Consider the following 11,237-nt stretch of genomic DNA (forward strand, 5'->3'; position numbering starts at 1 on the left):
AATCGTCGCCTTTACGATATGTTTAGGAACAATGAATGCGTTTGTGGCTAGTATGAGTCGGTTAGGATATTCCTTAGCTAAAGATAATATTGCACCCTCTTGGTTAAGCAAAATTAATGAAAAATATTCTACACCAAGTCGTGCTGTATTAGTAGTAGGTAGTATTGCTGAAATTGGTTTATTAACAAGCTACATTTTTAAAATTGAATTAGAAAAACTTGTATTTATTCCAAATTCGTTAGGAATTGCAACGTATATAGTGGGATCTGCAGCAGGAGTAAGATTAATTAAACACCTTTTAGGTAAGGTGTTTGCAGCCATTGCTTGTACTTTATGTTTCATCGCTTATTTCTTTGTAGGTTCTTTTCTTTTAATACCCATATTAGTATCTATATGTTGCTTCTCTTATCTTTATATAAAGAGTAAGCAGTCTAATAAATTAGCTAAAGAAGCTTAGCCTAATCAAAAGCAGACCTTTAGATTTATGAAGGGTCTGTTTTTTTCGCTGCCTAGAATATGGATTATGGTAACTAAATTTTAAAAAAGAGCACCTCTAAATCGGTGCTCTTTTTACTTGTCAGTAAAAGTCATTCTTCGACCTTTTATGTACGTACGGATAGCAAATATCCCTATTACACTTAAAATAAAGATAATAACGTTAATAAACATGTCTAATAGGCTATTTAAAGGTAAATATGACATGAGTAAAAGTGAAGGGATAAACAATACGCATTCCCATATCATCATGTCTTTAAATAGTTTTCTTGTATTTAATATATTATTCAACTTTCTTTATTCCTCCTTTTAAGGATTATTCTACCATAAATCTATAATTCGTACCGATAAGGTGTTTTATGTTAACTGCATTTAAATAAATAACTGTAAAAAGACCTTTTCTGTTTTGGAAAAGGTCTTTTTCATGAACGTTGAACAAGATTACTCGAAATCCAATCGGCAATATGCTGTAATGAAGGTTTGTTTGTCACAACAAAAGAAGTCATGTCTTCAGCTTCTTTTTCTCGAACATTTAAAATCCAACCATTCGTCCTTAAAAATAGGAATAAACAAGCGAATGCTGTTCGTTTATTTGCATTATGAAAAGAATGATTTTGTGCTAAGCTTTCAAACAATGCTGCAGCTTTCAATTCCAAACTAGGATAAGCATCAGATCCAAAAGCAGAACTTTGTGGACGCATAATCGCACTATCCAATAATTTTTCATCTTTTACACCAATATGTTCTTTAGGTGTATAACGTTGAATCATTACACCATTTAAGAAAATGGCTTGCTTATGAGTGAGATATTTCGTCATTTGCTAAGTCCCTTACCCTTTGTTTTTCTTTTAACGATCTGCGAGGTTACGTAGCGTATTATCGTATCGATCAAATAGATCCTTCATTCCTTCTAAAAAATCTGCATCTATTTCCTCGAAACCTTCTACATTTACCGCAGGTCGCTTTTTAAGTACTACTTTACCGTCTTTTTCAAGGTCAAACACAACCATTTCACCTTGTTTAACGTTTAAGTGTTCTAAAACTTCAGGTGGAAATGTCACTCCAGAGCTATTGCCAATTTTCGTAATTTTTCTTTCCACTTCTCTCACCGCCATATCCATCATAATAATACCTCCTTAGTATTAGCATAGTATTAACATATGCTGGCGATTTTATAACAGTACGTATAATTTTACGTTATCACTGTTATGACAATTATACACGGTCTGTTGACTTTGTAAACCAAAAGTCATTATTAATTGAATAAAATATCAAGAGTTTGCTTTTATATGTGTTCCGAAAAAATCCATTATGCAAATTATATAATATATATAAGTCTATATATTGGTAAAAAAACAATTAAATTACATAAAAGTAGTTTACTTGTTTTATAGTTATTATTATACTTATTCCCTGTAATACAGTATATAGGGGGTTTTAATATGTTAAAAAAATTAGTTTCAGCTGTTATTCTCGTTTCATTAGTAACACCTATATCAGTTAATTGGGCTCAAGCCAGTTCGAATTTGGATATTGTAGAAAATCCAGATTTGGACAAGAAAGAAACAAATTTAGCGATTGCTTTACAAGAGGAAGGTGTAAAAAATGAAAGTGACGTTTCAAAAGTAGTCGAGGATACATTGAAACCTGAAGAAAAAACGAAAACTGAAATTAAAGAAGAACTAAAAGATGAGAATTTGCTTCCTGAAATCTCAAATGAAGAATTAAAAGATAAAGAAGAAATTAATTTAGACTCTTATATGACTCAGAATATTGAAAACGGAAACTTTAAAGTGGAAGAAATTAATGATAATGTTAATATTATCTATACTAACGAAGATACGTTCTTTGTAGAAATTATTGAGGCTGAAAATCCGGAAGTATTAAAAGATGATTCTGCTGCAACAGCATTCTCTAATGTTCCTGTTATTGGTCATATTTCAAAACTTGCAAAAGCATCTTCTGCCAGTGCAGCAACAAAATACACTGGTAAAGTTTCTAAAAAATATGTTGCTTATAGTTGGGTTGGATTGCCTTTATGGGAGATTTATACTAAAGGAGAATTTAAATATACTGGATCATCAGTAACTCCTTACTTTTATGATGGATATGTAAAGAAAAGATTCACGGGCGCTATTTGGCAAATTGATAATTATGGAGAAGGAACTACAACTGCGGCCAATAAATCTTCTGCTACTATATTTACTAGAGCGAATTTTCATTATGGTTTGGAATATGATGGTGTAGGGATAGTAGTTCAATATTTAGATGTTAGAAATCAAATTAGTTGTACAAAAAGTGGTAAAATTTCTAAGACAACAAACATAAGAAAATAAAAAGGAGTGGAAATAGTGAAGATCAGGAAAAAAGATTATATTATTTCTTTTATAATATTAGCACTTATTTTTATGGCTAATATTACTGCTGGTAGTGGTCTTGCTCTGTTTATAGTGAAAGCTATTATAGCTGCCATTGTAGGTGCTTTAATAGTTGGAACAATTACAAATTTTATTTTCAAAAAAAAAGTTAAATACAGTTAAGTAATATAGTGTCGATAATTTACGAATAAATATATAGCATACATATAGATAAGACCGCCTATATACTTATGGATAATGGACGGTCTTTGTTGTAAATATTCTAAGTTATAAATCAAATTTGCATTTAGTAACTCTCACCGTTGTAATAATCAGTATCATATACAAAAGATTCATAAGATCCAGGTAAATACATTTTAAGGTTTGTAACTTTTTTTGAATCAGTATCAATAATAGCACCTAATCTATAGTCACCCATATAGTACCCTACATAATGAGCACCCGGGAAGTCATCATCATAACGAGATCTATCCCATTTTCCTAATGCTTCATGTTGATTTAAAATAAAGTCCGATAATTTATAAAAAAGATTGATAATTTAAAACAAAGTTTGATAAAAACGACACAATATTTTGGGATAAACCCTTGATTTATAAGGGTTTATCTACTGTTTTTGATCAAACTTTTTTTATAAAATCATGTATTTTCATGAGATGAAAAAGCTTATTTTGATCAATCTTTTTTTTTTAAACGTATTATTAATGTAGCGATAAATCAACGATTGACGAGTACTTTTAATCAGAATTTTTTATAAAGCTACACTTCAATAAGGGGTACAGTCCCGAAAATGCGGATTTACAACGTTAAGCAATTCTGAGAAGAAAAAAAGGCTAACTTAACAACGATAAGGGTTTTGAGACAAGTCTTATGAGAAATTATGAAGTCCTAATTTAACGATAATTTAATTATGTACCAATAGGCTAGACCCTATTGATACAAGGTTTTTTGTCTTAATGTTGTAAATCCGCCTAATCCTGATGCTACCTCTAATAGGTTTAATTTCTTTAAATAAAATGTAACAACTTTAAGTTGTTTCTAATTGCCTTAAGGCAATTTTTTATCTTTAACGGCTAAAATCTGGTCCTTGATCTTTCGCTCTATTTATATTGGTACTTCTCATTCTTCTCAATTGATGTCTTTGTTGGGCTTGCTCTTGGCTACGAGTAGCTTGTTGAATAGCATCAAAGATACCTGAGATCGTTTCTATGACGTGCTCTTTGACTTTTATGTTTTTCTCTATATCTGGTATTACATTTTGCTCTAGCTCTCTAATTTCGCCTTGTCGTTTGTTTAAATCATCTAGTCCTTTATATCCTTTTTCCTTAAGGTTATCACGATAGTGATTAGCTCCATGTTGCAATTCTTCATAGTGCTGACGTGATTTCTTTGAAACCAAGCGTTTGGCTGCTTCACCAGGGCTGTTGCTTAATGTATCAAGTTCCTTTTCTGTTTTTTCAAGGCTAGTAACCTGGCTCTTTATCTTATCTAGATGATCTTTTTCAGTTTGAAAGATTTTTAGGTCTTTCTTTAGTTTGTATAGATCGTCTTGTTGATTTTTAATCGCTTTTTCAATGACTTCTAACGTTACGGGAGTCTTTTTGGCCATATCTACATGTTTCTCTAGCTTTAAAGCATTGTCATAGGTCAAGTATTTTCCAGCTGTTTTCAAGTCGGGATAGTGAGAGCTTACTTCACGAATTTTCGCCATTTTAATGGCTTCTTCTGCTTGTAACAAGACTTTCGTTTCAACTTGAATCTGCTTTTTTTCATACTTGATTTGATGCAGGCGATTCTCTTTCTGTTGAGAGAATTCTTGATAGCGACTATAAAACTCCTCTTCAGTTGAAAAGCGAAGAGATTCCTTATAGCTCCCAATACTGTTTTCGTAGTTGGCTTTGTTACTTTCTAAATCAGAGATTTTATCAAGGTGACGACGCTTCATCATGTTATTTTCTTTTAGTTTAAACGGATTGAGTGATCCCTTGAGTTCATCTACCTTTTCTTCATTCTGTTTGATTTCACGCTCTAAAGCCTTCACACGGTCATAGTAATTGCTGACATTTAGGAACTGTTGTTGCTGCACATGGAAATGACGTTCAATCGGGTCATGACGATCACTCATTTTGCGTAGTTCTGCCTGGCGTTTTGAGATATCGTCTAAGGAAACGATTTTTTGATTCAAAAGAGATGCAGCCTTTTGAATATGTGTTTTCTCAATATCCGTAGAGAAGCTAAATTGCTTCTCTTTTTCTTTTATTTTTTGTACATGACCTTCTTTTTGAAGACGGTAAGTCTGCAGGTCAATAACGACTTTATTGTATTCTTGGCGTTCTCTGTTGATTTGACCACGGTCACTTTTCTTTCCTTTCTTCTCCATGTCATGAGCGACATGGCCTAAGTGAATGGTTGGAAGTACTTCAAGTCCCCGATTTTCATGAGAAAGGTGCGTAATACGCTCTTTACTTTTGGCTTGTTCTAATGCTTGATTGGCATAGTTTGCCCACTGTTCACGAATGGATAAGCAGCCTTCGCTATTTTTTACGTACCCCCGATTGTTTTCTTTTGCATTGGCAAAATCAGCATTCCAGTCACGATTCTTTTTGCCGAAACCATTTTCATCAATGTTTCTCATCGTTAACATGATATGAGCATGAGGATTATTAGCATCGTCGCGATGAATAGCAATATCGGCGACCATTCCTTTTTGAACAAACTCGTTTTGAGCAAAGGATTGAATGAGTTCTTTTTGTTGGTCATGATTTAATTCAATTGGCAAAGCAATGTTTAATTCACGTGCTAATTGTGAGTCTTTGCGCTTCTCAACTTTTTCAACTTCATTCCATAAACGGTTTCGATCTTTCATCCATTCTGGCGCATTAGAAGGAGTCAGAATCATGGTTTCCGGTTGTATATCACGAGCATAAAATTTTTGTTCATCTGTGCGTTCATCATGTAGTTTTTCACCACTACGATAAGCAGCTGCAGCAATAGCCGATTGGCCTTTTGAACGGCTGATAATTTGCATCGATAGATGGTAAATTGCCATGATTCTTTCCTCCTTTCTTGAGAATGGATTTGTGTTTTGGAATAAGTTGATGAGAGCACGAGGTGCACTAATCAACGCTTTAGATGAAATCAGCATCATGAACACCAAAGGTGTCAGATGGTGGTTTCATCTTTGCCGATAGGCAAACAAGGTTTATGAAATTCGCCATCTAGGCGAATGGGTCTTTGGTTTTGTCTTTTCGTTCCGAAGGAACCGCACACATCGGTACGATGTATAAGTGCGCCCTTATCTCTTCGATCTAAGGGAATTATACCATATCCTGGTGAGAGAATCTATGCTAAGGATACCAATTTATCTCAATTTTTGATATAATCGATACAAACATTAGGGAACAGAAAAAGGAGATGATAATGGATGCCGAAGAAGCGAACAGATGAGGAAATTCTTCAGGAGTTAGAAGAGAAAATTGAGAAGATGAAAGCAAAGAAACAACAAGTTGAATCGCGTAAAAAAGAAAAAGAGAGAAAAGAGAGAACAAGACGACTTATTCAAGTCGGCGCGATCTTCGAGAAATACTTTGAGATTCAAAGTGAAGAAGAGGCAGAAAAAATTGCAAAGGCATTGCAAGCGTATGTAGGGAAAAATAAAGAGAAGATTTTGAATCATGATATGGTTGTAAAAGAAAAAAAGAAAGCAGCAGCTGAAGTGGCTGTTTCTGAAGAGTAAGGATTCGTAGAAGCCTATGATGAAATGTTTATATTGTGATTCAGAAAATAATTCTATAGATCAAGCATGTTCAGTTTGTGGAGCACCTTTATATACAAAGCGTCCTCAACTTAAAGAATATGTGAGTTTAGAAGATTCGGCTTTGTCATTCCAAGAGCTTCAACGTTTTCATACGTATGACTTGTTAGTATTGCTTCGTTTAGTTCGAGAAGAGCGTTCGAAAAGCTATAATTTGATGAGAGCGGTCCAGAAGGCGCCAGAAGGAGCTGAGATCGATAAGAGTGTCATAGAGTTCGGAGAAAGCGAATATCGCCTTTATACAGCCCGTATGAAGTTCGTAGAAGGTCTTTTAGTAGATCGGATGGGATATAAGCCTAAACGGGTAGATGATAAGCTACTTGCAGCGTTGCAACACCGAATGGAGTCGAAATAGGCTTGCATTTATGAAAGATTTGGTAGAAAATTAGACATAAGAAAAAGCCCTCAAGTTTTGGTCGACTCCGAGGACTTCTTCTTAAAAACTATTAACGAAGGAATTAACCTTCAGTTATTTATATTATTGTGATTATATTATAACATAAGCTGGTTAATTCCTTCCACAAAAATCGGGGGAATTAAATTGAGAAAAGCATTAGAACAAGCCGAAAAGAATGCCAGAATTAGAGGTTTTAAGATTGAAGAAATAATTTGTGAAGCAGAAGTTGGTCTCTCAGCAGAACAACAAAAGATGTTATTACAGATTTTACATAAAACTACTGGAGACGATTATTTTATTGCTAAAAAAAGAAAGAAAAATGATGGGGTGAAATTTGTGCAAATTATTACCGAAAACCTCAATTATTTGTGTGAAATTGGTTATTTAACTAGTGCGGAAAAAGCATTTTTATTAGATATTTCAAGGTATTTAGAGATAAAGTCAAATGTAATTGTTGAAAAAGCAGAAGTAGAAAATGAAGAGATAACAGTTAACGCTGCAACGCCCACATATTTAGCGAAAGCTTTAGGTAAATCTAGAGCACCATTATCAGTGATCATGAATGATCTTTTGAAAAAAGGTATTTTAGGTGTAGCAGAAGCTGGTATTACCACAGAAGAAGGTCGTAATTGTACTTCTCGAACTTGGTTTGTTAATCCGAATATCCTATGTTGTGGCCCTAAAGACAAAATTGATAGAGCCACTCAACAAATATTCCGAAGATCTTTGAAGAACTTTATTGTTGGAGATACTAAGAAAAAACATAACCTGCCAATTTATTTATTTTAGAAATGCTCTTGCATTTCTTTTTTTTTTTGTTTGTTTTTTGTTTTTACATTTTTTAGGTGTTAGTTTTTTCTAACACAGGTGTTAGAAAAAACTAACACCTCATGTCTTACAAACCTTGATATTACAGTATTCTTGTACTTGTCCCTTCTCACTCTATATAAATAGCAATTCACTCATAGAATTGCAAGTATCTTTTTATATTTTTTTCGTATTAAAAAATTAAAAAATTTGCCTTAAGGCTATATACCCGCCTTAAGGCGGACTATCGTTTATAAGGAAAGAAGGAGTTTTATACTTCTAACTATAAACTGTAAAGTATGGAACACAAACACTAAAAGTCTAAAAAAAGCTTATATATCAATGTCTATATTAATCTATACTTTATTCTTAATTGATGGTTATTTTATACTTATTCTATACTCTAAAATAAGTGTAAATTACTCTTATCTTAAAGTATAAAAGAATTTGGGGTGAAGTTTTATTATGAATGATTATGAAGTAACTTATTCAACTGGAGATGTGGCTAAAGATTTGGGAGTTAGTAAAACAACTATTATCAATCTTGTAAAAGAGTTCAATTTAGAAGTAAGAAAAAATCCTAAAAATGGATATCGTTTTTTTACCACAGATGATCTCCATAAAGTGAGGGAAATTCAAGAACGTATAGATAAAGTAGGAAAAGAAAGAGCCCTGGAAGATTGGAATAATCCTAAAACTAAAAGTAGTATCAATCCCGTTAAAAACGTTGATTTGAAGGAAATTGAAACCCTAAAAGAGGGTTTAACGCTACAAGAACAGTACAATAAATCATTAACTAATGAAATGGACTTTTTAAAAGAACAAATTAGAGTTCTTCAAGAGAAACAAATGCAAAAGGAAGATTTTGAAAACTTAATTGTAAAGGAACTCCCTGTAGCTTTAAAAGCAGCTCTTGGAGAAAAAGACAATGAAATCTCGGAATTAAAAGAGCAGTTGGGTCGAATTGAAGAAGTCCAGAGTAATAGAGATAAAATGCTTGTTGAAGCTTTAAGACAAAGCCAAGAATCTCACCAACAATTAGCTGCAGGATTATCACAAAAAAATAATACTAAAAAATGGTGGGAATTTTGGAAGTCTTGAAATCAATATTAGTCAATAAATCCTTAACGATTTATATAAAGTATTATGGACGATATATGATGTGATATTTCTAATACTTAAGACAAGCTTTATTAAAAAATGACACTTTCAATAGGTATTATGCTTTGTAGTCATATATGTAGCATCAGCATATAATATTTTCCCTTTATGCCTGTTATATAGGCAACTACAAATGTTTCTTAAAGATAAGCTTAAGTAGGGGATCATTTTCAAGATTGTTATTAGTAGGTATTATAAATTACGTTAGTAATTATGTAGTTAGCAATAACTTTTTTATTTTCTACTCCTTCTCCTATTTAACGAGGGGATGATGGGGCATATGCATAAAAAGGCAGCTTTTCATACAAGATCTATTAGTTAAAAAGGAATGAAAACATTGATAAATCAACGATGTATAAAAAGCTGCATAAACCATAAATTTAAAAAGCAAACGAGCCCTTGATACACAAGGGCTCGTTTTTTTCATGTGTTCCGGAAAGAGGTATTATGTTAACTAACTTTGTATAGAGTATTCATTATTCTTTTGATAATTCTTCTTCCTCAATATCAGGGAGCAAAGATCGGTGAGATATAGAAGATGAAAGGATGATAGATGTAGTTACTTGTCCATAAGGAATAAGTTTATCTACTAATTCTTCTAAAAGATGAATAGAACCTACAGCTGTTTTCATAAAGTAACTATCTGTTCCAGTCACTCGGTGACACTCAAGAATATCCTGCTCACTTTTTATTTTTTCTTCAAATTCACGACAACCACATTTAAGGTTACCTATTTGGATAATTGCTTGTACACTTTTTCCAATTGCTTGTGGAGATATACGAGTAGTAAACCCTTCTATTACTCCACTTTCTTGCAGCCGTCTTAACCGTTCATTGATGCTGGGACGACTAAGGTGTAATTCTTTAGAAAGTTGAATAATAGTCATTCTACTGTCTTCTTGAAGAAGTTTAAGAATCTTATAATCAATATAATCCACGTTTTTCACCTCTTTTTCACTTTTGCTCATTATCTAAATGATTTTTATCCAAAACCAAAACTATAATTCCATTATTTGTACATTTATGCATATAAATATACCTTATTGTTTTCTATAATGCTAGTAGATATGAAAATAAGTTGAAAGGAGGAGATGGATTGGATAATTCATTAAAACAAAGTATTTCGGCTCCTCAAGGGATAGCACTATACGTTGGAGCTGTTTTAGGATCAGGAATTCTTATTTTACCAGGGATGACAGGAGGAATTGCTGGAGCTAATGCCCTTATTTCTTGGATTGTGATGATATTGTTAAGTATTCCCTTAGCTTGTACATTTGCTTTTTTATCGATTGATTATCCTAGCTCTGGAGGTGTAGCCACTTTTGCTAATAAAGCCTTTGGTCATTATACAGGTGCCTTAATAGGGTGGTTCTTTTTTATAGCAGGTAGTATTGGACAAATTATTGTGTCTTTAACTGGTGGAACTTACATTGCCTTTGCTTTTCAGTTACCTCATTATGTTGCTTATATCATTGCTGGAGCTTTACTTGTTATTTCTGTGACAGGAAATTACTTTGGATTAAAAACGAGTGGTAAAATGCAATTGGGAATCGCTGCTCTTACATTTTTTATCTTATTAGGCACTATCTTTTTAGCTATTCCATCTATTCGTTATGAAAACTTGGTTTGGGAAGTTGGCCCTAACAGTATTAATCCCATAGCTCAGTGTATCATGCTTATTTTTTGGTCTTTCTTTGGTTGGGAAGCTATCTCAAGCTTAGCTCCAGAGTTTAAGGACCCTAGAAAGAAAAACATTCTCATTTCAACCGTGGGAGCAATTATAATTGTAGGTATTCTTTACATAGGCATTGCTTTTGCTGTTATTGGTACAAACTCCTACTCTACCGGTACTGAAAACATGAATGAAGCCATGAATCATGCATCACTCTCAGAAGTAGTCACAAAGGGAATTGGAAAAAATGGAGGCTGGGCGACTGGAATCGTCGCCTTTACGATATGTTTAGGAACAATGAATGCGTTTGTGGCTAGTATGAGTCGGTTAGGATATTCCTTAGCTAAAGATAATATTGCACCCTCTTGGTTAAGCAAAATTAATGAAAAATATTCTACACCAAGTCGTGCTGTATTAGTAGTAGGTAGTATTGCTGAAATTGGTTTATTAACAAGCTACATTTTTAAAATTGAATTAGAAAAACTTGTATTTATTCCAAATTCGTTAGGAATTGCA

Annotated in this window: 13 protein-coding genes; 8 read left to right on the top strand and 5 right to left on the bottom strand. The window is 33.1% G+C overall.

Annotated features, from left to right (window positions below; genetic code table 11):
- Positions 1-457: amino acid permease (locus A2U94_RS19815; protein WP_156482315.1), on the top strand; the 457-nt coding region annotated here is incomplete at its 5' end.
- Positions 458-570: 113 nt separating this feature from the next.
- Here the strand turns inward: A2U94_RS19815 and A2U94_RS19820 are convergent.
- From A2U94_RS19820 to A2U94_RS19830, 3 genes are all read right to left on the bottom strand, one after another.
- Positions 571-786 carry a DUF6007 family protein gene (locus A2U94_RS19820; protein ID WP_062954789.1) on the bottom strand — a complete coding sequence of 72 codons (216 nt, stop codon included), beginning with the start codon at positions 784-786 and terminating at the stop codon, positions 571-573.
- A gap of 131 nt (positions 787-917) precedes the next feature.
- On the bottom strand, positions 918-1,313 hold the full coding sequence (locus tag A2U94_RS19825; RefSeq protein ID WP_047933936.1) for a type II toxin-antitoxin system death-on-curing family toxin: 396 nt from the start codon (positions 1,311-1,313) through the stop codon (positions 918-920).
- 30 nt (positions 1,314-1,343) lie between these two features.
- Complete coding sequence (locus tag A2U94_RS19830) at positions 1,344-1,619, bottom strand: AbrB/MazE/SpoVT family DNA-binding domain-containing protein (protein ID WP_062954791.1); 276 nt, start codon at positions 1,617-1,619, stop codon at positions 1,344-1,346.
- Between the two features lie 318 nt (positions 1,620-1,937).
- Between A2U94_RS19830 and A2U94_RS19835 the strand changes: the two genes are divergently transcribed.
- Positions 1,938-2,831, top strand: a complete 894-nt coding sequence (locus A2U94_RS19835) for a hypothetical protein (RefSeq protein WP_062954792.1) — start codon at positions 1,938-1,940, stop codon at positions 2,829-2,831.
- A gap of 15 nt (positions 2,832-2,846) precedes the next feature.
- Positions 2,847-3,035: a hypothetical protein gene (locus A2U94_RS19840; protein ID WP_062954794.1), complete on the top strand. Its 189-nt coding sequence runs from the start codon at positions 2,847-2,849 to the stop codon at positions 3,033-3,035.
- Positions 3,036-3,936: 901 nt separating this feature from the next.
- Here A2U94_RS19840 and mobQ read toward each other — a convergent pair.
- Complete coding sequence (gene mobQ / locus A2U94_RS19845) at positions 3,937-5,919, bottom strand: MobQ family relaxase (protein WP_062954796.1); 1,983 nt, start codon at positions 5,917-5,919, stop codon at positions 3,937-3,939.
- 375 nt (positions 5,920-6,294) lie between these two features.
- Here mobQ and A2U94_RS19850 point away from each other — a divergent pair, with 375 nt between their 5' ends.
- The 4 genes from A2U94_RS19850 (at position 6,295) to A2U94_RS19865 (ending at position 8,989) form a co-directional block, all read left to right on the top strand.
- Positions 6,295-6,606: an NIP7 pre-PUA domain-containing protein gene (locus A2U94_RS19850; RefSeq protein WP_062954797.1), complete on the top strand. Its 312-nt coding sequence runs from the start codon at positions 6,295-6,297 to the stop codon at positions 6,604-6,606.
- Between the two features lie 16 nt (positions 6,607-6,622).
- Positions 6,623-7,039, top strand: coding sequence for a hypothetical protein (locus A2U94_RS19855; protein ID WP_082823090.1), 417 nt, complete (start codon positions 6,623-6,625; stop codon positions 7,037-7,039).
- Between the two features lie 186 nt (positions 7,040-7,225).
- Complete coding sequence (locus A2U94_RS19860; RefSeq protein ID WP_062954799.1) at positions 7,226-7,870, top strand: hypothetical protein; 645 nt, start codon at positions 7,226-7,228, stop codon at positions 7,868-7,870.
- 483 nt (positions 7,871-8,353) lie between these two features.
- Positions 8,354-8,989, top strand: a complete 636-nt coding sequence (locus tag A2U94_RS19865) for a DUF3967 domain-containing protein (protein WP_062954801.1) — start codon at positions 8,354-8,356, stop codon at positions 8,987-8,989.
- Between the two features lie 536 nt (positions 8,990-9,525).
- Here A2U94_RS19865 and A2U94_RS19870 read toward each other — a convergent pair.
- Positions 9,526-9,987: an Lrp/AsnC family transcriptional regulator gene (locus A2U94_RS19870; RefSeq protein ID WP_062954802.1), complete on the bottom strand. Its 462-nt coding sequence runs from the start codon at positions 9,985-9,987 to the stop codon at positions 9,526-9,528.
- A 158-nt stretch (positions 9,988-10,145) separates the two neighbouring features.
- Here A2U94_RS19870 and A2U94_RS19875 point away from each other — a divergent pair.
- Positions 10,146-11,237: APC family permease (locus A2U94_RS19875; RefSeq protein ID WP_062954804.1), on the top strand; the 1,092-nt coding region annotated here is incomplete at its 3' end.

Source organism: Bacillus sp. VT 712, from assembly GCF_001614195.1.
Taxonomy (GTDB): domain Bacteria; phylum Bacillota; class Bacilli; order Bacillales; family Bacillaceae_H; genus Priestia; species Priestia flexa.

Bases quoted from the DNA above. Each gene is read 5' to 3' on its own strand.
- A2U94_RS19825 (WP_047933936.1), bottom strand. From the start codon at position 1,313: ATGACGAAATATCTCACTCATAAGCAAGCCATTTTCTTAAATGGTGTA.
- A2U94_RS19830 (WP_062954791.1), bottom strand. From the start codon at position 1,619: ATGATGGATATGGCGGTGAGAGAAGTGGAAAGAAAAATTACGAAAATT.
- A2U94_RS19835 (WP_062954792.1), top strand. From the start codon at position 1,938: ATGTTAAAAAAATTAGTTTCAGCTGTTATTCTCGTTTCATTAGTAACA.
- mobQ (WP_062954796.1), bottom strand. From the start codon at position 5,919: ATGGCAATTTACCATCTATCGATGCAAATTATCAGCCGTTCAAAAGGC.
- A2U94_RS19850 (WP_062954797.1), top strand. From the start codon at position 6,295: ATGCCGAAGAAGCGAACAGATGAGGAAATTCTTCAGGAGTTAGAAGAG.
- A2U94_RS19855 (WP_082823090.1), top strand. From the start codon at position 6,623: ATGATGAAATGTTTATATTGTGATTCAGAAAATAATTCTATAGATCAA.
- A2U94_RS19865 (WP_062954801.1), top strand. From the start codon at position 8,354: ATGAATGATTATGAAGTAACTTATTCAACTGGAGATGTGGCTAAAGAT.